The 21,997-nt window shown below is 57.9% G+C and carries 20 protein-coding genes and 2 pseudogenes; 11 read left to right on the top strand and 11 right to left on the bottom strand.

Annotated elements, in window-relative coordinates; all coding sequences use genetic code 11:
• Positions 1-26: 26 nt before the first annotated feature.
• The gene (locus ACTHV6_RS09255; RefSeq protein WP_441387130.1) at positions 27-356 is read right to left on the bottom strand and encodes a hypothetical protein; all 330 of its coding nucleotides are present in this window, start codon (positions 354-356) and stop codon (positions 27-29) included.
• Positions 357-398: 42 nt separating this feature from the next.
• Here ACTHV6_RS09255 and ACTHV6_RS09260 point away from each other — a divergent pair.
• Both ACTHV6_RS09260 and ACTHV6_RS09265 read left to right on the top strand, forming a co-directional pair.
• A pseudogene (locus ACTHV6_RS09260) lies at positions 399-614 on the top strand (transposase); the annotation flags it as partial.
• A gap of 347 nt (positions 615-961) precedes the next feature.
• Positions 962-1,390 carry a hypothetical protein gene (locus ACTHV6_RS09265; protein ID WP_441387132.1) on the top strand — a complete coding sequence of 143 codons (429 nt, stop codon included), beginning with the start codon at positions 962-964 and terminating at the stop codon, positions 1,388-1,390.
• 39 nt (positions 1,391-1,429) lie between these two features.
• On the opposite strand, the pseudogene ACTHV6_RS09270 reads toward ACTHV6_RS09265, so the two are convergent.
• Positions 1,430-1,561: pseudogene (locus tag ACTHV6_RS09270) on the bottom strand (hypothetical protein); the annotation flags it as partial.
• 893 nt (positions 1,562-2,454) lie between these two features.
• Complete coding sequence (locus tag ACTHV6_RS09275) at positions 2,455-3,474, bottom strand: zinc-dependent alcohol dehydrogenase (RefSeq protein WP_441387134.1); 1,020 nt, start codon at positions 3,472-3,474, stop codon at positions 2,455-2,457.
• A 227-nt stretch (positions 3,475-3,701) separates the two neighbouring features.
• Between ACTHV6_RS09275 and ACTHV6_RS09280 the strand changes: the two genes are divergently transcribed.
• A complete protein-coding gene (locus ACTHV6_RS09280) occupies positions 3,702-4,271 on the top strand; it encodes a type IV toxin-antitoxin system AbiEi family antitoxin domain-containing protein (RefSeq protein ID WP_441387136.1) in 570 nt (189 codons plus the stop codon).
• A gap of 16 nt (positions 4,272-4,287) precedes the next feature.
• Positions 4,288-5,214: a nucleotidyl transferase AbiEii/AbiGii toxin family protein gene (locus ACTHV6_RS09285; RefSeq protein ID WP_441387138.1), complete on the top strand. Its 927-nt coding sequence runs from the start codon at positions 4,288-4,290 to the stop codon at positions 5,212-5,214.
• Positions 5,215-6,060: 846 nt separating this feature from the next.
• Here ACTHV6_RS09285 and ACTHV6_RS09290 read toward each other — a convergent pair.
• From ACTHV6_RS09290 to ACTHV6_RS09300, 3 genes are all read right to left on the bottom strand, one after another.
• Positions 6,061-6,360 (bottom strand): IBR domain-containing protein, encoded by a 300-nt coding sequence (locus ACTHV6_RS09290; RefSeq protein WP_441387140.1) that lies wholly within the window; start codon positions 6,358-6,360, stop codon positions 6,061-6,063.
• Positions 6,350-7,369, bottom strand: coding sequence for a hypothetical protein (locus tag ACTHV6_RS09295; RefSeq protein WP_441387141.1), 1,020 nt, complete (start codon positions 7,367-7,369; stop codon positions 6,350-6,352). The genes ACTHV6_RS09290 and ACTHV6_RS09295 overlap by 11 nt, the downstream gene beginning before the upstream one ends.
• 197 nt (positions 7,370-7,566) lie before the next feature.
• Positions 7,567-8,103 (bottom strand): GNAT family N-acetyltransferase, encoded by a 537-nt coding sequence (locus ACTHV6_RS09300; protein WP_441387142.1) that lies wholly within the window; start codon positions 8,101-8,103, stop codon positions 7,567-7,569.
• 274 nt (positions 8,104-8,377) lie between these two features.
• Here ACTHV6_RS09300 and ACTHV6_RS09305 point away from each other — a divergent pair, with 274 nt between their 5' ends.
• Together ACTHV6_RS09305 and ACTHV6_RS09310 are read left to right on the top strand one after the other, a co-directional pair.
• On the top strand, positions 8,378-9,469 hold the full coding sequence (locus tag ACTHV6_RS09305; protein ID WP_441387144.1) for a hypothetical protein: 1,092 nt from the start codon (positions 8,378-8,380) through the stop codon (positions 9,467-9,469).
• Positions 9,470-9,575: 106 nt separating this feature from the next.
• Entirely contained in the window at positions 9,576-9,788 is a 213-nt protein-coding gene (locus ACTHV6_RS09310) for a hypothetical protein (RefSeq protein ID WP_441387145.1), read from the top strand.
• Between the two features lie 54 nt (positions 9,789-9,842).
• Here ACTHV6_RS09310 and ACTHV6_RS09315 read toward each other — a convergent pair whose 3' ends face one another.
• Both ACTHV6_RS09315 and ACTHV6_RS09320 read right to left on the bottom strand, forming a co-directional pair.
• A complete protein-coding gene (locus tag ACTHV6_RS09315; RefSeq protein ID WP_441387146.1) occupies positions 9,843-11,018 on the bottom strand; it encodes an MFS transporter in 1,176 nt (391 codons plus the stop codon).
• Positions 11,015-13,459, bottom strand: coding sequence for a PEP/pyruvate-binding domain-containing protein (locus ACTHV6_RS09320; protein ID WP_441387148.1), 2,445 nt, complete (start codon positions 13,457-13,459; stop codon positions 11,015-11,017). Before ACTHV6_RS09320 ends, ACTHV6_RS09315 begins: the two co-directional genes overlap by 4 nt.
• Before the next feature lie 98 nt (positions 13,460-13,557).
• Here ACTHV6_RS09320 and ACTHV6_RS09325 point away from each other — a divergent pair, with 98 nt between their 5' ends.
• The 5 genes from ACTHV6_RS09325 to ACTHV6_RS09345 all read left to right on the top strand — a co-directional run bounded on the left by ACTHV6_RS09325 (position 13,558) and on the right by ACTHV6_RS09345 (position 17,960).
• Positions 13,558-14,118, top strand: a complete 561-nt coding sequence (locus ACTHV6_RS09325; RefSeq protein WP_441387149.1) for a TetR/AcrR family transcriptional regulator — start codon at positions 13,558-13,560, stop codon at positions 14,116-14,118.
• A 282-nt stretch (positions 14,119-14,400) separates the two neighbouring features.
• The gene (locus tag ACTHV6_RS09330) at positions 14,401-15,063 is read left to right on the top strand and encodes an ABC transporter permease (RefSeq protein ID WP_441387151.1); all 663 of its coding nucleotides are present in this window, start codon (positions 14,401-14,403) and stop codon (positions 15,061-15,063) included.
• Positions 15,056-16,231 (top strand): ABC transporter ATP-binding protein, encoded by a 1,176-nt coding sequence (locus ACTHV6_RS09335; RefSeq protein ID WP_441387152.1) that lies wholly within the window; start codon positions 15,056-15,058, stop codon positions 16,229-16,231. Before ACTHV6_RS09330 ends, ACTHV6_RS09335 begins: the two co-directional genes overlap by 8 nt.
• On the top strand, positions 16,228-16,995 hold the full coding sequence (locus ACTHV6_RS09340; RefSeq protein WP_441387153.1) for an ABC transporter permease: 768 nt from the start codon (positions 16,228-16,230) through the stop codon (positions 16,993-16,995). The genes ACTHV6_RS09335 and ACTHV6_RS09340 overlap by 4 nt, the downstream gene beginning before the upstream one ends.
• Positions 16,992-17,960, top strand: a complete 969-nt coding sequence (locus ACTHV6_RS09345) for a glycine betaine ABC transporter substrate-binding protein (protein WP_441387154.1) — start codon at positions 16,992-16,994, stop codon at positions 17,958-17,960. Before ACTHV6_RS09340 ends, ACTHV6_RS09345 begins: the two co-directional genes overlap by 4 nt.
• Positions 17,961-18,010: 50 nt before the next feature.
• Here ACTHV6_RS09345 and ACTHV6_RS09350 read toward each other — a convergent pair whose 3' ends face one another.
• The 3 genes from ACTHV6_RS09350 to ACTHV6_RS09360 all read right to left on the bottom strand — a co-directional run bounded on the left by ACTHV6_RS09350 (position 18,011) and on the right by ACTHV6_RS09360 (position 21,846).
• On the bottom strand, positions 18,011-19,654 hold the full coding sequence (locus ACTHV6_RS09350) for an ABC-F family ATP-binding cassette domain-containing protein (protein ID WP_441387155.1): 1,644 nt from the start codon (positions 19,652-19,654) through the stop codon (positions 18,011-18,013).
• Between the two features lie 323 nt (positions 19,655-19,977).
• Positions 19,978-20,643, bottom strand: coding sequence for a response regulator (locus ACTHV6_RS09355; RefSeq protein WP_441387156.1), 666 nt, complete (start codon positions 20,641-20,643; stop codon positions 19,978-19,980).
• On the bottom strand, positions 20,644-21,846 hold the full coding sequence (locus ACTHV6_RS09360) for a sensor histidine kinase (protein ID WP_441387157.1): 1,203 nt from the start codon (positions 21,844-21,846) through the stop codon (positions 20,644-20,646).
• Between the last annotated feature and the right edge of the window lie 151 nt (positions 21,847-21,997).

Raw genomic sequence — 21,997 nt, forward strand, 5'->3', positions numbered from 1 at the left:
AGGCCATTCCAATGCCCCGCGACACCCTATTCCAATCTCCTGCACCACAACACCGTCAGCCACCCCAAGGAAATCGAGAGAAGTGAAAACGTGTTTTCATTTCCGAGATTGACGAAGGTGTTGAAAGTGCGAAGCACTAAACTCCCCAGATGGGTCAGGTTCAAACTTTCGACCAAGGGACCAGCCTTGGCGGATGTTCGGGTCTGGCCCTTTTTGCGTATCTCGCTTGTCTCTGTCCCGGTTGCCTCGACGTGGGCGCGGGCCTGCTCGGCCCAGATGAGGGCGTCGGCCTGAAGGTCTGGGTTCGACAGTCCGTCGTAGGGCGTGGGGTCTGATGAGGGTTTGGTTGAGTCCAAGGCCGCATCATCTGTTGGGGTGGTGCTGGAAGGATGAATTCTATGCCGAAGAATCAGTACAGTGATGAGTTCAAGCGAGATGCTGTCGCGCTTGTCGAATCAGGTATCGCACAGAAAACCGTGGTCAGGGATCTTGGGGTCTCGAAGTCCGCGTTACAGGCGTGGGTGCGTGATGCGAAGTTTCAGTCTCACGGGATGACCCTATCGACAGATCCTGACGAGCGGCGCGAGATGGCTGGGGCCGGTGCCCGTATCAGGGTGTCGGTCGCGCACGGCATGTTCGGCTTCGTTATCCACGATCAGCAGTTTGCCCGGTTGCGTCGTCTGATGATTCTCGAGCAGTACCGCGACGCCGATGTGTCCACGCGTTTGCACACTGCCTTATCGCCCGTCGGCTGACCTCTCAGATAGACTTGTTCTGGAGCTTGTTCGCATCGAGAGAGTTCCGTGAGGGCCTCGATCCCGAGCAGACCGCCGTAGTTTTCTTCGCGCCGATCCACTTACTGATCCAGCTACGCCGACGGTAGCGAAGACCAGTAGCGTCCCAACATACTCCTCGCCGGGCATATCCGGCATTTCCGCCGGACCCATCTGAAGGAGAACTGATGCAGTGGTACCAGCTGGTAATCAGGATACTGTTCGCGGTGATCTTCATCGCCGGAGGAATCGCCCACTTCATCCTAGGCCGACTGCAGCCCGAAGGCTACGCAGTGTTTGCCGACACCGCCCTGTTCCCATGGCTGAGCGAGTTATGGGCGTCCTTCGTCATGCCCAATATCGGCTGGCTCACCATTGTGCTCGGGGTCTTCGAGATCGGATGCGGGATCGGCGTGCTGTGGAAACGCACAGTGACCATCGCAACGCTGGGCATGATCGCGTTCCTAGTGTTCATTACGATCGTGGGATACGGCTTTCCTGCCGCCATTTTGGGCGAAGACCTGCTGAAGAATCGGTTGATTACCATTCTGATGACAGGACTGCTCCTACCTCTGCTCATAACACGGCGCGAACCTTCCCCCGACTCCCGATCGTAATCAGGAGCCACAGGAAACCGGGATGCCCTACATGAACGGTCATCGAACTGGATCGCCCCACCTGGGGGAGATCTGAGCCGGCTGATCGACTCTGCCGACAGCCGTGCGTCGCGACCGGCACCGGCGGCATTTCCATCGCTGGGCACCAGCGGATGTCTTGCCTGATTTATAATGATCGGGTCATGGAAGATCGGGCACAGTCTGGCCCGTGGGGATGGTTTTCGCACAACGGACAGACCATCACAATGATCAGACCTGGAAAGTCAACGGCCCTCTCCCTTTATGCTGCGAGGAGTATAAAGACCACGTCTTTTCCCTACCGCTACGCCACAAACCCCGAGAATATACACCACGTTTTGACCTTTAGCCCGTGTAGCTTTGATACCACTGGTCGTGTCATTCTGGCGGTTTCCCTTTTTCAGATCTGTATGCAGACGTGGCCTTGGTATATGTCAAGTGGACGCCAAATACCGATGACAAGCCGCCTACATGGGACTCATGAGAAGGCACCTCAAGGCTTCAGATCGGTCTGCGAGCATAGCCGTGGAATATACAAAGTGGAGGCTAAATACCGATACGTAGCAGCACCACAACTGGAATCGCACGCCGCCTTCGGACCTGCAGGGTTACAACTCGCCCAGTCCCGGATGCACCGTCAGGCCGAACACCAGCAACGTCCTGCTCTTAGAACTCGCGACGCCGCGGCGTGTGAGGTGCGATGACAGGGTGGCGCCGTGCACACTACGCTGTTGAGCAAGGTCATTGACGGCCGCACCGGCAAGATAGTCGTCGACAAGACGATCGACCTCGGCAGGGGTCAAGAAGGTTTGAGGATTCCCAATCGTCCTGACGACTTGCCCCCGAACGTCCCGTAGCGGGGCGATGTCGACCCGCTACGATACCCGGTAGACCCCACGCCTCCAGCGGGTTATCAACGTTCTCGGCCTCGGGGTGAGGGTTGAGAACTCTCTACGTTGTGACCCCAAGATTGGCGAAGTGCTAAACGCCCCACTCAGGCGAGGTTTAAACCTTCAACCAACGAACCGCTTGTCGGTCGAGTGTGCTCAGCGGGCCGTGTCGTGGACGATGGAGACGTTGAGGGCCGTGTTTGCGTCCGCTGCCGTTTCGAGGGCGGTGACGATCTGATCGAGGGGAAACTCGTGGGTCACGATCGATTCGATGTCCACCTCCCCGCTCTCCAGCAACGCAAGCACGTCGCGTACGTCTTGTGGCGTGTATCCGCCTGAGCCCGAGATTCGTTGCGAGGCAAACGAGAGCCGGCTGAAATCGACCGGGATCGGGGTGGAATGGACGGCGACGACGACGAGGCGGGCGGTGATCTTCCCGATGTCTTGGAACGTGGCGATGAGACTGTCCGCGCCAGCGGCATCCACGTAGATGTCCACGTTCGCGGTGGGCCCGGTCAGAGACGGTGCTGTGCCGAACAGCTCCGTGGCTTTGGTAACCAGATCGCTCGATCCGGGGTTGACAGTCTCGAAGCCGAGGCCTGCGGCGATACCAAGGCGGAAGTCGGACAGGTCGGCGATGAGGACCTTTTCGATTCCGAGCCGGCGCAGCCCAACGGCCGCGCCGATGCCGATGGTTCCCGCACCCCACACCACCGCGGTCTCTCCAGGCTGTGGCTGGCCCTGCTTCGCAGCGTGCATCGCGACGGTGAGGGGTTCGATCAATGCACCGGCCTTGTCGGAGATCGCGTCGCTGACCGGGTAGAGCTCCACGCCGGGTTTCGGATGCGGGACGAGGATGCACTCCGAGAACCCGCCCAGAGTCCCGGCGCGAGAGGTGTCACCGCGCGCGAGCAACGGGTACGGGTAGACCCTTTCACCAACATGGAACTCGGTGACGTTCTTTCCAACGGCCGCGACACGGGAGATCATCTCGTGGCCGAACTCATCACCGATCGTGTTCCGGTGTGCCTCGGGCCCGTGCAGGTACACCGCCACATCCGTGCCGCACACACCCGCGTGCAGATTCTGGATCAGCACGTCGTCATCCCCGATGGCAGGCGTCGGAACCTCGACAACCTCCACAGCGTGGGGTCCGTTGTAGATCGCAACTTTCATCTCAGAACTCCTCGCTCGTCTTCGCATATGCCGCGATCCTCAGTATACGAGGCAAGGATTCCAACCGGGGTACACCACCGAGTTAGATGCGCAGATACCTTGGTGCGGTGAATCCGGTTCCGCTTCGCCAGCTCCTCCACTGTCGCACCGTCGCGGTAGTCGGCTGCCAACCGTTCAACCTTTGGTTCGTTGTGGCAAAACTATAACGGTTCCGTTAGACTAATGACATGGAATTGAAGATGATGTCGCGCGATGACTTATGGGGGATCGCGGATACCCAGCATGGCTTCGTCACTGCCGTGCAGGCCGTCGAGGCTGGCGTGAGCATGCAAGCTCTCCAGATGCTCGTGCATCGGGGCACCCTAGACCGTGTAGCCCATGGTGTTTACCGCTTTCCGAAGTACCCTGTTGGCGAGCACGACCAGAAGATGCTCGCCGTGTTGTGGACGCGTGTTCCAGAGGCGGCTCTGTCGCATGAGACTGCGCTGGATCTGTACGGGATTAGTGACGTCAATCCCTCACGGATTCATCTGACTGTCTCCAAGAACCGCCGGTTCCGCCGCGCTGATGGCGCGGAGTACGTCGTCCATTATGAGGATCTCGACCCTGAACAGATTGGCTGGTGTGACGAGATGCCGACAGTGAAACCGGCGACGGCGATCGCGCAGTGCATCTCGTATGGCACACCGACCTATCTGCTTCGCCAAGCTATTGATCGCGGACACGCGCAGGGGTATCTCAAGACGGACGAACGAGAAGCGTTGATGTCGGATCTGGATACTCGCCATGAGGGATGACCAAAATCCATCGCGCATGGCTGCAATACTTGGTGCCCTGAGACCGAAGAGCAAGCAGCCTGCCTCTGCGAAGGTACTCAATGTCTGGATCGCTCAGGCTGAGGGACAAGTTGGTGAAGAAGCACAGGGAGGCAGGCTCGGCTGGCTGATCGCATCGTCAGTCGCAATAGCCGCCGTCCAGCGCGCTCTCGATACGGACGGTCGCCAACTCTTCCTGCTGAAGGGTGGCACTCTGTTGCAGCATCGGCTCGAAGTCACAGCTAGAACGACGAAGGACGTCGATGGTCTGATCCGCGGTGACATGGAAGACTTCTTCACCGCGTTGGAAGGGGCGCTTGATGAGCCGTGGGGTTCACTGACGCTACGCCGAGGAGAAGTGCACGTCATTGACGTGCCGAACAAGATCGTGAAGCCCCGGCGATTCGATATCTACCTTGATCTGCGAGGGGTGACGTGGCGGCGCGTTCAGTTCGAGGTGTCGCCCGATGAGGCAGGCATCGGGAGAGAACAAGAACTTGTTGAACCACCATCGTTGCGCGGTTTTGGGTTGCCTGATCCAGACGCGCTAGTGGGGATAGCGATGAGGTTCCAGATCGCGCAGAAGATTCACGCAGTTTCCGATCGGCACGAACCTCCGGATATTGTCAATGATCGACCACGCGACGTTGTTGACTTGCTCCTGTTACGAGACCTGATTACTGCCACGGGTAATCCCTCGCTCGCTGATGTTCGAGACGCTGCCGTAACGCTCTTCGAGGCGCGCTCCTCGGAAGCTCTGCAACTAGACTTACCTACGAGGCCTTGGCCACCAACGATTCAGGCACACGATCACTGGAACAACGACTTCTCGAAGGCAGCGGCATCTGCGAACCTCAACATTTCGCTAGACTCCGCTGTCGACGCGCTTAACCGTTGGATCGCCGAAATCGCACAGAGCAGTTAGAGGCCCGAAAGTGGCGCACGACGCCGACGCGTGTAAGGTGTGACGATACAGTCGTGCGGTGCACACCATACTGCGGAACGAGGCTGCCTAGCGCTGCACCGGCCAATTAGTCGTCGATGAAGCTATCGACCTGACAATTGCGCCTCGAATGTCCCGAATCGATGCAATATCAGCCTTCTGCGCTACCTAGCAGCCGCCAGTTTCCGGCGGCTTGTCAGCGTTCTCATCCTCGCGGGAAGGTTGAAAACTATCTACGTAGAGACCCTGATATTGGTGGGGATTGAAAGTGAGAAGGGCTAAACAGCCCAGATGGATCAGATGTGAACCTTCGACGAAGGGACCATCCTTGGAGGACGCTCGTCTGGCTCTTTTTGCGTGTCCCAGTGGCCAGCAGCTTGAGCTTGTGAGTGTGTGACCAAGGCCAGGACGTCGGCTTGAAGGTCCGGGGGCGACAGCTTGCCGTGGATGGCAAGAACCAGAAGATTCCGAATATCGCCGACTAGCACGGAGTCTCGTGGATTAAGTTCTTTGTTTTGCTCCGGATTGAGGGATGGAGGTTCTGAGGGATCAATACGCCATGTGGGGTTACATCACGCCATGTGGGGTTACATCGGATCTCAGTCTGCTTCGAGGAGTACTTAGTCTCGGGCTCATACGAACACGCACGACCGGGCACATAGATAAGCCAGGAATTGCAGGGTCTACAGCGGTGAAATCTGAGGTGCGTAATGTTGAGCATCGAACCTCTGGTCAGATCGCGCAATTCCTGAGGATAGTAATTCGTTTGACGTTGGGAAATAATACTCAATTAGATGGACTTGGGGTCCTCTCTTGCACGTCTCTGAACTACTTCTTGGACCTATAAACGAAGCTAACAGCCACAGTCGCGATGCCGACGAGCCCACCTACCACTTTCTTCGCTCCATCTTTGCTTTTATCTTTAAGGTCGTCTTTCTTGGCTTGGCACGGGAAGCAGATCTTATGACTGGGGTCGATGTCCTCAATCGGCTTACCGCACTTGGTGCAGACAAAAAGCAGCTTGTCGGTGCACTTCGTGCAATAGACATCGTCCGCGCCGTAATCAGACTTTTCTATCGATGCCTCGCACTCAGGGTTAGGGCAGCGCTTGATTCGCTTATCTTTCATCGTTCTGTTCTGCGTCCTCACTGGGTTCAAGGTAGTACGTTGTGGTTTCAGAAAGCTGCTTTCTGATCTCGTCAACGCCGGAGATGGACTTCGAGCGATTCTCCCAAATCCCGTCTCTTAACAGGACGTCAGTTGGGTCGAGTTCCCTGAGCTTCGGCGTGTTAGGAATGACCGTCGCGTTTAGGAACCTTCCATATTCGTCGATCGTGGTGAGCATTGCGCTCGTTTCACCTAGGTCAAAGTACACAGCGGCTTTCAGAACATATGACCTGTGAATAGCCTCGAAGCATTTGTTGATGCTAGCCATCCGGGATTCGATTTCAGCGGCACGCTTCGATTTCTTGTTCTCGTACTTCCTATCGAGCAAATATTGGACGTCAGATTGCATTGCAAGAGCCATTTGGGAGCTTGCGTCGCTCAAAGCTTTAACGGCTTGGGCTGAGACGAGCTGCCCGAAAGGACCGTCTTGGATCTGCCTCGCTTCGAGGTAAAGATTCATACCCGAGAAGTAGAGTCCGAGCCTATCGTTCTGCTGGCCCTGAATTACTTCGGCAATATCTTCGGTAATCGATTCAAGAGCCTCTGTGATTTCGTTCAATTGCTGCTGCATCGCGCGTAGCTGCATCGCACTTGCGGCGTCTGCCGGGTTAATCCCTTGATTAACCAGCTCTTCTTTGATCGGCACTTTCGGTCCAAAACGGCCCTTGGTATCTCTGAACTGTGCAAACATGTCGCCAGCTTTGTTGGTATCAAACTTAATGAGGCCTTTGGCTAGCGCCTCTTGGACATCTTTAGTGGCGTCGACGACATAGCGAACCTCGGGCTTTTTGAGAAGTGGTGCAACATTGGTTGCGTGGTTAGCCGCTGACATTGCAGCCTGTGCAACCTTGTCAATAGTCTCCAGTGCCTGCTGCTGGTGGTCGGAGATGGACTTCTTAAAGGCGGCGATGGCAAACTGCTCGTCACTGGTTGAGATGGTCGTATCCTCAGCTTTTACTATATCGTCCATCAGGCTCCTTGCGACAAAACTGTTAAGTACCCGCTAGCTCAGGCTTGCAATCTCTGGGGCAGGTTTATTGTGACACGAAGCGGTAGTGTATTGTGCCGCAATTCTTATGTAGCGCTAGGAAAGTCACAAGAAGTTTCGGCAGCTGCCACGACTAGGTGCACGACTACCCTTCGGAGCGGCCCTCCGAGGATGGGGCGTTATAACTGGCTTCGCAAGGTGTTGAGCTGACAGTTCTCGAGCCAATCTCTCCGGGAGATACTGAACTGAATGTACCGCGACGAGGAACCTAGAAAGGTCTCCGTGCTTCCGATGCCAGTCTCCTTCATTCCGATCCGTCGCAGGATCCGTACCGAAGCAACGTTCGCCTCTACGGCCTCAGCCCAGATCTGTGTCAGGCCGAGGGTAGCGAATCCATATGCGAGCCCTGCGTTGGCTGCCGCTATCCCTACGCCTTGCCGCCATCTTCTTGACGGACCGATCACGAACCCAAGCTCACGCATTCCGAGGGTGTCACCATAGAGATCGACGTACCCCATGGGCTCGTTGTCCCGGATGACCATCAGTCGAGTCAATAGGGGATCCGGCTTCTCGATTGCCTCACGCCATGACGCGACTGCTTCGGCGGTAGATGTGCGCTGTTTCCATCCAGCGTGAGCGCAAAACAACGGATCGGTGGCCCATGAGGCAAGCTCTTCTGCATCGGAGACGCCCATCGACCGCAGTTCGAGGTTCATGTACGGATGGTAGCAGTTATGTATAGACTCTTCGCTGCCATTCGACAGTTAAGCATAGAGAATGACTGCGGGTGCTGCGAAGACGGCACCGAAGTTAATGCTTGCAGTTGAGCGTTGGTAGCATTCCGCCTGCCGAATAAGAGATGCCGTACTACAATCTAGTACGTATCGGTGTTGATCGTTGCCGATTAACAGCTGAACCTTTACCAAATCTAGGCCGCCCATATGCGTGTATCACGGTAACTAGCAGCAGCGCTAATAGGATGGAGCACGAGTGGCAGTAGAAATGGGCCTGTGGAGGGCCGACGGGGACAAACTGACGAGGCTCGTGCCCACATCGATCGGGCTGGAAAAACAACTTGAAACATATATCGAGTCAGACCCGGGAATGTTGGGGGAGACTCTCCTCATTATAGGAAGACAGGTCGCGACTGCATTCGGAGGATTCATTGACTTGCTTGCACTGGATGAAACCGCTGCGGTACATGTCTTTGAGCTCAAGCGCAACAAGACGCCGCGCGAGGTTACCGCTCAGGCTCTTGATTACGGATCATGGGTGTCGACTCTCGGTAGATCTGATATTCAAGCAATATTCGAGCATTATCGCCCAGGTGCTGCACTTGAGGAGGCCTTCGCAGAGTGTTTCAACGAAACACTTCCCGAGGAGGTCAACGCTACTCAATCGTTCACGATCGTTGCAGCAAGTCTTGACGCGGCAACGGAGCGCATTGTCCGCTTCCTCAATGAAGATTTCGGAGTTCCTATCAATGTGCTCTTCTTCCGTCATTTCGTTGATAATGGTGCCTCGTACCTCGCCCGCACGTGGCTCGTTGAGAACGAAAACCAAGCAGTGACCCCCAGTGCAACGGCTGCGCGAAAGACAAAGACTCGTGAACCGTGGAATGGCAAAGACTGGTATGTGGCCTTTGGGGAAAATGAGGGCTCCCGGCAGTGGGTAGACGGCATGAAGTTTGGTTTTGTTTCTGGTGGTGGAGGTAAATGGTATTCGCAGACCCTCAAGAATTTGCCGGTAGGTGCCAGAGTGTTCGTCCACATTCCGAAATCAGGATACGTAGGCGTAGGTATAGTCTCTGGCGAGGCTCAGCGTTTCGATCAGCTCTCCGTTGACGTCGGCGGTGTTCCTAAGCTGCTTAGTGACCTCCAACTCGTAGGCACATACTGTCACGATGGTGACGAGGATGATGACCTCGCCGAATGGGCGGTGCCGGTGGAGTGGATTCACACGGTTGCCCGAGAGCAGGCCGTTTGGCGCAATGGCATGTTCGCCAACACGAACACCGCGGCCAAGCTCCGCCAACAATTCACGATTGAAAACGTGAGTAACGCCTTTAGGTTGGAGGACTGATTCGTCTGGAATTGGCGGATGCTCAACGAGTTGAGCGGAGTGCGGAGGGCTCTTTCCCGTACTGGGGCCAATTCATGCTGGGCCGCGTTGTTGTTATTCTGGCGGTATGAGTACGCGTGACACTCCGGAGCAGATCGGTGACTTGCCGAGAATTGGCCGCCCTGCCAATAGTGCGCTCCTTCTTCAGGGATTAACTACTCTCGCCGAAGTGGCGGCCTTTGGGAAAGCACAGCTGGGTGAGCTTCATGGTGTTGGCCCAAAGGCAATCCGAATCCTGTCTGAAGCCATCGCGGCCGCAGACATTGAGTGGGCGGATTAACGGTAAGTACACACCACTAGGTTCCTGAAGGCCGGCCTTCTGTTTTTGTGCCACTCATAAATCTGACCGCAAAGCCATCTCGGTTATGTAACCGATAATCAACGTGAGACAGCACAGCCCCAGCATAGCGGCGAACGCATAGCACGCCCCGAGTTCGGATGTGACGCCCAGTTGGAGGGGGATTCCAAGAATGGCGACGCCGAGCGCGCCTCCGGTATTTCGAGCCGCTTGGATGATGCCGCCCACTTTGGAAGCGTGCGCCGTGGTTGCGATGCGTTCGACGGCGATAAGTTGGGAGGGTAAGCCGACGCCGACCCCAGCTGCAGCGAGCGCACTTCCGATACTGGCCGCCACTACGAAAGGTGCCCAGACGAGCGTCAGACCCATGAGGGCGATGAACCAGGCGATGCGGGTTGTGTCGCGGCGTTCGGCGAGAACACCGCCAATGCCCGAGCCGATGGCAACGCCGATCAGGGTGGGCGTGACGAATACTGCCGAATGTGCAACATTCGGGTGAAACTTCGTTTGGAGCAGTAACGGGAGATAGCTGGACACCCCGAATGCGATGACGGCCAACAGCATTGTCTGAGAAACCGCTCGCCGCACCTGAGGCGACCTCCACAGACGTACCGGGCCAGTCGCCGATGCTGATTGGGCACCGCGGGGTAATGTCAGCCAGCCTAATAGGATCGGAAAAACAGCGACGGCTGCAACGATGAGGAGTGAGCCTCGCCAGCCAAGCGAAGTGCCTAGCCACCCTCCGAGTGGGCCGCCAGCGAGGGTAACGGTGGCTTGGACGGCGCCCATGAGCCCGATGAGTCTGCCATAACGCCCCGGGTACACGGCGATGATAGCCGCGAACCCGGCTGGAACGATGGCGGCAGACGCCATCCCTTGGAGTGCTCGGGCACCAAGTAGCCACGTGATCGAGCCTGCGGCCGATGCGGCCCATGTGGCTGTGGCCCACAGTGCCATGCCGGCCATAAACACAGTGCGGGGGCCAATCCTATCGGACAGCACTGCCCAGACAGGGATAAACAGCGTTGAGGTGGCGAGGTAAATGCCAGTGACCCAGCCGTACCACCCGAGGGCATCGAGTTCCTTGGTGAGAGTGGGCAGGCTGACGGTGAGGAAGGTCTGCATCAAGCTGGATGCAGCGGTGGCCAATAAGACTGTCAGAATGCAGAGTCGCCTGTGGGCGTTGCCCCAATTGCTGGCATCCTTGTTCATGATTGGGCGCCGTCAAGCACGGTGACGGTGCCAGCTGCTCCATCCACGAGCACGGTTGCGCCGTCCGGCAGACTGGTCGCGCTCCCAGTACCGAGCACCGCAGGTATGCCGTATTCGCGGGCAACGATCGCGGCGTGGGATAGAGGCCCGCCCGAATCAGCAACTACCGCGGCGGCGAGAGCGAACAGAGGCGTCCACGTAGGGTCCGTGTAAGGACAGACCAGAATATCCCCGGGCTGAAGGCGGTGAAACTCCTGCGGTGAGTGAATCACGCGTGCAGTTCCGCTTGCTTGCCCCGCGCTCGCTGGTAGCCCCCGTAGAGCAGCCGCTTCGTCGTCGTCGCCGTCAAAAACTCGCCCCCACCAAACTGCTTCGGCGGTGCCCCGCTTGCGCCGCCGTTTCGCCACGACCGGTTGAAGCGCTACCCCGGCGTCCCTCAGGGCGTTCTCGACCTCCTCGAAGTAGAGAAAACGGATATCAGCCGCATCGTCGAGCTGTTTCCGATGAACGAGGCGCCGGGCGATCTCGTCCATGGCGGCCCGGGCAACACAGAAGAATTCCTCGATCAGGTAGACGGTTCCCTCTCGCCCGATGTGCCGGGCGCGCAACTGCGCGGTGTTGGTCCGCCATCGCTTACGCAGGAATCCGGGTAGCCGCTGCTCGATCTCTTGTGCTGCATTGGCAGTCAGGTTCGGCTCAAGTGGCTCGCCTCGGAGCGTGGAAGCCAGGAGTGCATAGAAGATTTCAGGATCTTCGCGCCACGATCGATTCGAGAAAGGAAGATACAATCGCGCGGTCCGTGCTCCACATTCCGCGAGGAATTCCGAAACCTGACTCTGGAACGAGCGGCCTTCCTGAGTGGCACTGAGCGCCAAGATGGCATCGCCTTGTTCAGCTTCCATGATTGGCTCAGTAACGCCTGATTCGCGTGCCATGGCCGCAAGGCCATTGATTGCACGTGTGATGTCGGCAGTCTTGTACTGTACGCCAACGTACAGATCCTCGGGTGTGATCGCGCGTTCTAGGCGTGCCAGTTTGATGAACCATGCGGCTAGGGTGCGGTTGACCATCATCGGGGCGAGGTAGTGGAGGAAACGATCTGCAGTGATTGAGGCGGCATCCTCCACGGCATGGCCGATCAGTTCTAGAGCATCCGTATCGCCGCCCGATGCCAGATTCTCGAAACGGTTTGTCAGATCGGCGAGCTGTTCGCTCCACGCAGCCTCCTCATCAGTCCACAAGGTTGGGGTGTGGCTCATTCCTGCGGCGAAGAGCCGGGGGAGACGGGTCAGGATTGCGATGCTGGGGCGCGGCTTGTTCTCCGGAATACGGATGATCCCGTCCTCATCTCCTTGAACGAAGGCCTCGGCTGAACCGGCCTTCAGACCCGCGGCGTGCATCAGATTTTGGACCACGCCTTGAACCTTGTGTACGGCATAGAGATCAAGGGGAAACGGGGCTGGAAAATGCTCCATGACATCATCGCGTAGGAACCGGGCGAAGCGGCCCTTGACGGGCGCGTGGCCCTCGATGGCCGTGACGCTGGTGGTGATCGGGCGAGCCTGCAGAAGATACAGATTGTGGCCGGAGAAGCCCCACTCGATGTCCTGCCCTGTGCCGTAGTGGGCTTCGACGCGCTCGCCCAGATCGATCAGCCGCAATAGCTGATTATCAGTGACGCTTTGCGTGGATCGATCCGCTTCGGCCACTTCCCTGCTTGTTGTTCCTCCATCGGGCGTCGGGTCGATCCGAGTATCTTTCGATCCGATCTCCCGCGCCACAACGGCGGCGGGACTGCGTGATAGCGTGAACATATCGGGGGTGACCAGCGCGGCAACCACTGATTCCCCAAGGCCGTAAGAGGAACTGGCCAGCATCGTCGAATCATCCCCCGTGACCGGATCGCGAGTGAACAAAACTCCGGCAGTGTCCGCAGCCACCATTTCTTGAATGACAACCGCAAGTGCCAACCCATCGTCTGAGACGCCCTGTTGGCGCCGGTAGTCAACGGCGCGGTCGGTCCAAAGAGACGCCCAGCAGTGGCGAACGGCGTCCAGCACGGCCTCAATTCCAATAACGCCCAAGTAGGTGTCCTGCTGACCAGCGAAGCTCGCATCGGCCAGATCCTCCGCCGTAGCTGACGAACGAACGGCAACCGCCGGCTCACCGAGCTGAACATAGGCGTCACTGATCGCGGACCGCACCGCCTCTGGGAGAGAGAGTTCCAAGATACGATGTCGCGCCGCCTCAGCGTCACGTCGTGTGGCGTCTGCAGCGAGGAGCTGCGCGATGCTCCGGGTGGCTTCGCGGTACGCATCTGTGCTGACGCAAAAACCTGGCGGTACGGGCAGCCCCGCTCTGGCACATTCGCCCAGGTTTGCACCCTTGCCGCCTACCCGTGCTGTATCGGCAGAGGTGATGTTATCGAACCACTTAATCATTCGTGCCCACTCCCTATCCTCTATGGTCGTAGAGATTCCTTAATATACTCTATACTCATAGAGAACTGAATGCTGTGCAGCAACGGGGGAGTGGTTACGTGAGTGAGCGCCGCGAACAGATTGCCGAGGCGGGAATCAGGATTCTCGCCACCCGGGGAATGCGCGCGCTGACTCACTTGACCATTGATCGCGAGCTCGGATTGCCGGACGGCTCCACCTCGTACTATGCCCGCACCCGCCGCGACCTCATCGCCCTGATCGTGGAGAACCTAGCCGCTCGCACTGGCGATGATCTCGCCGCTCAAGTGATCCCCGAAGAGTTGACCCCACGCCGCGTCGCCTCCATCGTTGTGACCGGGCTAGATGCGACCATGCGCCGCGCCAACGATCACGCTGCGCGGTTGGTGCTCCTGTTGGAGTGTCGAAACGATCCAGAACTCCGGGCCTCGCTCGCGACGCGGCCCGAGGTGCGAGAATCCTTCATCGCCTTGGCAACTGCTATGCTCCAGCGCCTGGGAATCGCCGATCCCGAGATTCACGCCCATGACCTTGCGGCGCTCGTGGACGGAATGCTCATGCAACGCATCGTCCGGGGCGCCTCCATTAACGAAGAAGCCATTATTTCGGCGTATCTCACCGGAATTACGGCGCGCGTTTGAGCGACGTCCGATAGTGAGGCCTGTCTTTTGTTACGACGACGACGTTGCTCTCAGATTCCTCGGCGTCCCATAACACGTCATCGCAGCAATGTCGAAGTTGGGCAGTTTCTAGCACCGAAGGATCTTGGATCTTTCGTTACTGTAGTAGGGAATGAGCCAAACGTAATTGCCTGATATGTCAACGGTAATTTGAAGAAATGCATGAAATCCGGCTCGATGTTCGTTACTATTTCTGCATTGCAGCCATGAGTGTCATGGCTCACTTGGCAGATGGGACTGTGTATGGCGGCGGTTACCGACTTCTTCGCCTTCGTTTCCGAACGATGGTCAGTCCTCGCGTTTCTGTCCTACCAACACATGAGCTTGGTGGTTCAGAGCCTGCTGATCGCCACCGCGCTCGCGGTCATACTCGGAGTATTAGCCACTCGAGTCTCGTGGGGCGCCGCTGCGGCACAGACTTTTTCTGCCGTGGGACTGACAATTCCGTCCTATGCCCTACTGGGCCTTCTGGTGGGTATTGTGAGCATCGGCGTGCTCCCTTCGGTGGTTATCTTGGTGTTTTTCGGATTCCTGCCGATTCTGCGAAATGTGGTTGTAGGAATTCAGGCCGTTGATAGCGGTCTGGTGGAGTCCGCCAGAGGCATGGGGATGGGGCGCGTCCAAACGTTGCTACGCCTTGAGCTACCTCTCGCGTGGCCGGTGATCATGACGGGTGTGCGCGTCTCGGCGCAGATGCTCATGGGGATTGCGGCCATTGCCGCTTACGCACTGGGCCCGGGACTCGGTGGCTACATCTTCTCCGGCATTTCTCGTATGGGCGGTGCGAACGCCACGAATTCGATCATTGCCGGAACGCTCGGCATCATCCTTCTCGCCATCATTCTGGACCTCGTCCTGAACCTGTTGACCCGGCTGACACCCTCCAAGGGGATTTCTCGTGTCTGAAAACTCACATACCACCGGCAAGCGGATCCTTCTTGAGAGCATCACCAAGACGTACTCGGGCCAGTCCACTCCCGCCGTGAATGACGTGACGATGGAGTTTGCCGCTGGCGAGATCACGATGCTGGTTGGCCCGTCGGGTTGCGGTAAAACAACCACGATGAAGATGATTAACCGACTCATTGAACCCACGTCGGGCAGGATTCTGATCGGCGATGAAGACGTCACCAACGTGGATCCTGATGCCCTTCGTAAACGCATTGGCTACGTGATTCAAGGCGCAGGGCTTTTTCCACATTTTACGGTTGGAAACAACGTGGGGCTGGTCCCCAAGATGCTCAAGTGGGATAAAAAGCGGATCGCCGCGCGAACCGACGAACTCCTTGAACTCGTTGGCCTTGACCCAGCCGATTACCGTGATCGCTACCCGGGTGAACTCTCGGGCGGCCAGCAACAACGAGTAGGAGTGGCGCGAGCCCTAGCTGCCGATCCACCTGTGCTCCTCATGGACGAGCCGTTCGGAGCCGTTGATCCGATCACGCGCCAGCGCCTTCAAGATGAGTTGCTGAGGCTACAGGAGGAACTGGGAAAGACCATTGTTTTTGTCACGCACGATTTCGATGAGGCTCTCAAGCTTGGTGACAAGATCGCGATTCTTGACCAAGGATCAAAGATCGTTCAGTACGATACGCCGGAGCACATTCTGGCCGAACCTAATGGTGAGTTCGTGGAGGGGTTTGTGGGCGCCGGGGCCACCCTGAAGCAACTCACAAGAGCACGAGTGCGGGATATCGAACTCCATGAGGCTTCGGTGGCTCACGTGGGAGACGATTCTGAGATCGCATTGAAAGGTGTCCGCGACATTGGGAGGAAGCACGCCATCGTCCTTGACGATCATGAGCGGCCGCTGCGCTGGATGTCGTTGAAGGAACTGGGACAACAGAACCTTCTCGACAATGTGCGCAAGGATCCCGAACTCGAAGCCGTCACATTGAACTCGAGCCTCAATGATGTGCTGGACACGATGCTCACATCGTCTCACGGAGTTGTTGTTGTGACTGGCCGCCGGAACGCGTACCAAGGGGTGGTTCGCGTTGAGACCGTCATGGATGCGATACGCAGCATGCGGGCAGAGGGCGCCGCGAGTTCCCGACTGGGTGAGTCCGTATGACGGCGCAGGCACCTGCAACGAACACCACGCGCAACGGCACTGGCCGGATCAGAATGCTGGTCCAGCCTGTGATCTGCGTGGCCATCATCGCCGGTTGCTTCATCTACACCAGCACCGCTGACCTCTCCACCACCGAGGCACGGACACTGGATCTAGGCAACATTTGGCCGCTTGTCCGCCAACACCTGTGGATCAGCCTGATTGCCACCATCGCGACAGTGATCATCGCGATCCCGATCGGAATTGGCCTGACCCGTGGCCCCATGCTCCGCTATTCCAAGCCAATCATTACCATCGCCGGATTCGGCCAAGCGGCGCCGGCCATCGGGCTTATCGCTTTGGGCGCTGCCATCTTCGGTATCGGGACAACGGGGGCTGTTGTAGCGCTCGTGGTTTACGGTCTCCTCCCCATCATCGCCAACACCGTGGCTGGAATTGGTGCTGTGGACCCGAAGGTTGTTGAAGCTAGCCGTGGAATGGGGATGTCCTCCTTCGCCACGCTCCTCAAGGTGGAGCTCCCGCTCGCACTGCCGATCATCATTGCCGGAGTTCGTACGGCTCTGGTGCTGATCGTCGGAACGGTGGCTCTGGCTTCCTTCACGGGCGGCGGCGGACTCGGAGAGCTGGTGACGTCGGGGATCAAGCTGCGTCAGGACGTGGTCCTGATTGTTGGCGCCTTACTGATCGCCGCCCTCGCTCTGCTTATCGATTGGCTTGCCCACCTTGTCGAACTCACAACCGTACGGAAGGGAGGCACCCGATGAGGAGATCCCGTTATGGACTCGCTGCAGCTTCCGCGATTTCCGCCGCACTGCTGGCGGGCTGCGGCCTCGAATCCGCCAGCGGTGCTGTGCTGACGGCTGAGCCGGGCACGATCCAACACTATGATCACCTTGACGGTGAGCCGATTACCGTCGTCGCCAAAGATTTCACGGAACAACTGATTCTGGGAAACATGATCTCCACGGCGCTATCCGTGGCTGGTTTCGACGTCACTAACATGTCCAATACCCCCGGTTCCTTCGGTGCCAGGCAAGCTTCCCTCGACGGAGATGCGGACGTGGCGCCCGAATACACCGGTACTGGGTGGATCAACTACCTAGGCTATGAGGATCCGGTCCCCGGCGAAGAGGAGCAGTGGCAGGCCGTTCTGGAGGCCGATCAGCCTAACGGGCTTGTATGGCTCCCGCCGGCCCCCATGAACAACACCTATGCCTTCGCCACGCGCAACGATTACGCGGAGGAGCACGGGCTCGAGACGTTTTCGGATGTTCTGGACCTTCCGCCCGAGGAGTTGACATTCTGCGTGGATGCGGAGTTCGCCAGCCGCAATGACGGCTTCGATCCGTTCCTTGAGGCGTATGACCTCACGACCGGCGATCTCGCTGAGGTGGTCACCATGGACATTGGGCTCATCTACTCGGCCACCGCAGGCAGTGACTGCAACTTTGGCGAAGTATTCATGACTGACGGGCGCATCCCCGGGCTGGACCTGAAGGTACTCGAGGATGATCGCGAATTCTTCCCGCTCTACAACCTCTCCATGGTGGTGGGCGAGGAGGCGCTTGAGCAGTACCCGGAGATCCAGGAAGTGCTCGATTCCTTCACGCCGCTGCTCACCAACGAGACGATGCAGGAACTGAACGCTCGCGTTGATCTTGACGGGCAGGATCCGGCGATCGTGGCCCGCGACTGGCTCGTGGAAGAAGGATTCGTCACGCTGGAGTAGTAGGTGATCCCGCGTAGTTTGTTTTTTAACGACGACGACGGCGAAGCCACCTACCGCCTGTCCATGTCACCTAGATCGATGGTTGGCCAGTCGGCCACATCCCGCAGGATCTGCCGGTCGTGGGAGGAAAGTACAACGGCGGCCTGCGTGGCCCCAAGTGCCTCAGTTAGCTCATCAACAAGGGCAATTGAGAGATGATTGGTCGGCTCGTCCAGAAGCAGGACGTGAGGGCGCATGGCGAGCACTAATGCTAGGTCCAGCCGGCGTTGTTGTCCCATTGATAGCTCGCCAACGCGTTTACCGAGTTCGCGTGGTTTCAGGAGCCCGAGCTGTCCCATACCTACAGCTTCGGACGGTGGAACGATTCCATTGGAGACGAGGGAGTCAAGGTGTTCGCTATAAACCTCGTTTGCTCGCCGATCGGCTGGCAATTCTGACTCTTGCCGGAGAAAGCCCAAACGCGTGCGCTCCGGCTTTCGGACCCCGCCCGTGTCGGGCGTCAGTTCGCCGCTGGCCACTCCGAGCAACGTGGATTTGCCACTTCCGTTCGGTCCGGTGATGACTAGCCGGCTGCGATGGGACAGCGTGAGCGAGACGGGGCCGCGGAGGCGTCCCACAACACTCACGTTTTCCACGCTCAAGAGCGTCGCACCCTGCCGGGCGCGCAGTGCGGGAAAGCGGAACACGTGCGGCGGTTCAGGCACCGTCATAGCATGCGATTCTAGCGCCTCTTGACGCCGGTGAACATTTTGCACCAGACCGCCTGCGCGGGTGGCGCGCCCGTGCTTGTTCGTTCCCTTCTCGGGGCGCCACCCCGAAATTAGCCGATTCTGTGCAGCGCTCAGTCTGTCCTGTAACTGAGCACGCTCAGCCTGTTGACGCTCGTACTCCTGCTCCCAGCGTTCTCTTTCGGCAAGGCGGCCGTCCTTGTAACCCGCGTATCCACCTCCATAGACGCGCGGACGATCATCGCGAGTCGGATCTAGATCCAAGATGGTTGTGGCGAAGTCGGATAACAGCGCCCTGTCGTGAGTGACCACCGCAGCGCCGCCGTCACGGGAACTGAGCTGGGAGGTCAAGAACTCGAGGCCGCTGCGGTCGAGGTGATTGGTTGGTTCGTCCAGCAAGAGAAAATCGTCGTCGGCCCCAAGAAGGCACGCCAAACGCACTCGATACCGCTGCCCAACGGACAAGTGCCCAAGCGGCTTAGCCATATCGGTTTCCGCGTCGAGGGCTTCGAGCGCAATGAGCACTCTTCGCTCAGCATCCCACGCATCGAGTGCTTCAGCATGCTCCAGAGCGGTTGAATACTGCACGGCTGCCGCTTCGGTGCCATCGGCCAGCGCGTGGCTGGCAGTATCCAGATTCTTCAGGGCGGCGAGGGGCTCCGCAATGGCATCGGCTACGGCTTCTCCGACCGTGCGTTGATCGGAGGCGTCCATCTCCTGATCGGCAACACCGATCGTGCCGATACGTTGCACCGCGCCGCTGTCAGGGACAAGCGTGCCGTCAAGGACATGCAGGAGGGTCGATTTTCCTCGCCCGTTCTCCCCAACTATCGCGAGCCGGGAGGTGGGGGTGAGGGTGAGATCTACGTGGTTGAGAACGGGTGTGGCGCCTCGCATCACAGAGATATCTGAGGCGGTGAGCTGTGCGCGATGGCGCGCGGGAGCGTGATGATGAACGGTGTGCATTTGATTCCTTCACACAGGCGCACCACTGGCTGGTTGAGCCAACAAAATGGGTACGCAAAATAACGGCGACCCTCAACAGGGTCAGAGCAAGTGGCCTCCGCCTATCGAGCCTTCTCGATGGTCGCGGTCGGCCAGCTCAGCCGTTACAGAAAATACAAATGCATGCGGATAGCATATCCATGAACAGTGGGGACGCGCTACAGTCGGAGCCCTGACGTACGTCACTATTTCGAATGGGTGGGTCAGGTCCTGCAACGAGACACCTGTGAGGCGCTCAGGCTACGCGCGCCCGAAAAGGGATGTCTGGCCGTTTTGGGACATGGCTAGATTTCCGCGCGTTCGACGATGGTGGCGAGCTGGGCTTGATTGAGCGAGCAAGTCGCGGCAAGCGCTTTGCTGACGTCTTGCTTGACTGTGGATGGCGAGATGAAGAGCTTTCTCGCAATATCCTCATAGCGATTGCCCGCACCGATGAGGCGAGCAATCTCGACCTGACGAGGCGTCAGGTGCTCGACGAGATCGCGAGCCTCAAGGCGGCCGGGATCCTCGGCGGTGAAATTCTCAATGAGGTGTTCGGTCACCACCTCAGATGTCACACGGCGGCCAGCAGCCACCTCGTGAATCGCCCACACGAGCTTTTCTTTCACGTCGGTTTTGACAAGGTATCCTTGCGCTCCGGCGGTTAAGGCAGCTCTGATGCTGCCTGCATCATCAAACGATGTGAGGGCGAGAATCTTGGGTGGCATCAGGCCGTTTGATATCGTGCGGATTGCGTCAACTCCGCCAATGTTCCCCGGCATCCGAAGGTCCATGAGGACGACGTCCGGTCGAAGTTCGCGAACGACCGTAATGGCGTCCGAACCGTTGTGGGCGCGACCGACGAGTTCGATGGATTCACCCTGCGCGCTGGCCTTTTGCAACGTCTGCGCGACGACCTCCACAACCAGAACTTCGTCATCAACAGCCACCACGCTCAGAGTATCGCTCACTCACAAGATTTTACCTTCTTGATTGGCCTTGCTGGGCCATGGGATCCAGATCTTCATAGAAAAGCGTCCTTCTGAATACTCGACGTCGGATGTACCGCCCAGAAGATGTGCCCGTTCCTTCATGCCGACCATGCCTTTGCCTGCCCCAACTCCATAGGTGACTGCATCGCTATAGTGGTTGGCTGTTGAGATCTGGATGCCGGTGCCCGGACCGCCTTCGATTGTTAACATAGCCAGACGATCGTCACTGTGCCGCAACGCGTTAGCCAGCATCTCCTTGGTGATTCGGTGGACTCCCTTGCGAATTTCAAATGGCGCGTTCGCGTAGGAATCCACGACGATGGTGCAGGGACTCACTCGCAATCCAAGCGATTCTGCATCGGCAATTGCATCCTGAATATCTTTGAGATTATTGTAGGTTGCCTCCTGCGTGGGGACAGTTTGCTTACCTTCCCGGCGGAGTGAACTCAGCAAACCGCGCAGATCGTCCATGGCGTGGACTGTGCCTTGCCGGAGTCTCTCTGCATCTGGTGAATCCATGGTTCCCGCTAAAAGCGCGATGGAGGATAATCGGCTGGCCAGAGTGTCATGGACTTCGCGGGCCAAGTCCTCTCGCTCTTCTTGTCTGGTTCGTTCTTCGGAGAGCGTGTCCTGTGACTCCTTGACGTGCAGCGTTGCCTCGTCTACCCGCCGATGGCTCCGGATCACGAATGCGATGACCAACGGTAGCCCGATGGAGGTAACCGTAATCATCGGTTGGGTAATCGAGTAGAGCTCAATATCGGAGCCGTTCTGAAGATCGCCAATGGAGATGAAGTGGACGATGCCGTTGAAAAGAATTGCGGCGAACCCGCAACCCGCAACGATCCAATCCGCACGATTCTTGGCCCTGATCATCCACACTGTCAGCCCCACGGCAACCACCGTCGGATCGTTCAGAAATACACCTGTGTTGAGAATCCCCAGTAAGACGAGGATGAGAGGCTCCTTTCGGTATCCCGGAAGAAGAAGGAGCATTAGCATGCCAGCAAGGAAACGGGCTGTTCCGCCGTTCGTGAGAGTACCTGTGGAATCCACATTGCCCGGGTAGCTGGAGACAGTCAACGTCAGAACAATAATGCCGGTAAGAATCATCAGGATGACGGCTACTGTGTTGAACAGGTGAGTGTTCCAGAGTGCTCGGGTAGTGGGAGAGATCGCCATGGATTCAATGGTAGAACTGCCCTCCCACATTTCCGTGGCACTTTTCCTCCACAAACTGTGCCCGATCGGGCAACGAGTCAGCCCCATCGCCGAACGATTCGCGCTTGGTTGTTTCCTACGGTTGTTTCATCATTTCCACTCAACTAAAGGA

It is taken from the genome of Ancrocorticia sp., from assembly GCF_052089425.1.
Taxonomy (GTDB): domain Bacteria; phylum Actinomycetota; class Actinomycetes; order Actinomycetales; family Actinomycetaceae; genus Ancrocorticia.

What these genes read in the sequence shown, in the direction of transcription:
- ACTHV6_RS09265 (WP_441387132.1), top strand. Translation starts at nt 962, where the DNA reads ATGCAGTGGTACCAGCTGGTAATCAGGATACTGTTCGCGGTGATCTTC.
- ACTHV6_RS09275 (WP_441387134.1), bottom strand. Translation starts at nt 3,474, where the DNA reads ATGAAAGTTGCGATCTACAACGGACCCCACGCTGTGGAGGTTGTCGAG.
- ACTHV6_RS09280 (WP_441387136.1), top strand. Translation starts at nt 3,702, where the DNA reads ATGGAATTGAAGATGATGTCGCGCGATGACTTATGGGGGATCGCGGAT.
- ACTHV6_RS09285 (WP_441387138.1), top strand. Translation starts at nt 4,288, where the DNA reads ATGGCTGCAATACTTGGTGCCCTGAGACCGAAGAGCAAGCAGCCTGCC.
- ACTHV6_RS09290 (WP_441387140.1), bottom strand. Translation starts at nt 6,360, where the DNA reads ATGAAAGATAAGCGAATCAAGCGCTGCCCTAACCCTGAGTGCGAGGCA.
- ACTHV6_RS09295 (WP_441387141.1), bottom strand. Translation starts at nt 7,369, where the DNA reads ATGGACGATATAGTAAAAGCTGAGGATACGACCATCTCAACCAGTGAC.
- ACTHV6_RS09300 (WP_441387142.1), bottom strand. Translation starts at nt 8,103, where the DNA reads ATGAACCTCGAACTGCGGTCGATGGGCGTCTCCGATGCAGAAGAGCTT.
- ACTHV6_RS09310 (WP_441387145.1), top strand. Translation starts at nt 9,576, where the DNA reads ATGAGTACGCGTGACACTCCGGAGCAGATCGGTGACTTGCCGAGAATT.
- ACTHV6_RS09315 (WP_441387146.1), bottom strand. Translation starts at nt 11,018, where the DNA reads ATGAACAAGGATGCCAGCAATTGGGGCAACGCCCACAGGCGACTCTGC.
- ACTHV6_RS09320 (WP_441387148.1), bottom strand. Translation starts at nt 13,459, where the DNA reads ATGATTAAGTGGTTCGATAACATCACCTCTGCCGATACAGCACGGGTA.
- ACTHV6_RS09330 (WP_441387151.1), top strand. Translation starts at nt 14,401, where the DNA reads ATGGCGGCGGTTACCGACTTCTTCGCCTTCGTTTCCGAACGATGGTCA.
- ACTHV6_RS09340 (WP_441387153.1), top strand. Translation starts at nt 16,228, where the DNA reads ATGACGGCGCAGGCACCTGCAACGAACACCACGCGCAACGGCACTGGC.
- ACTHV6_RS09345 (WP_441387154.1), top strand. Translation starts at nt 16,992, where the DNA reads ATGAGGAGATCCCGTTATGGACTCGCTGCAGCTTCCGCGATTTCCGCC.
- ACTHV6_RS09350 (WP_441387155.1), bottom strand. Translation starts at nt 19,654, where the DNA reads ATGCACACCGTTCATCATCACGCTCCCGCGCGCCATCGCGCACAGCTC.
- ACTHV6_RS09360 (WP_441387157.1), bottom strand. Translation starts at nt 21,846, where the DNA reads ATGGCGATCTCTCCCACTACCCGAGCACTCTGGAACACTCACCTGTTC.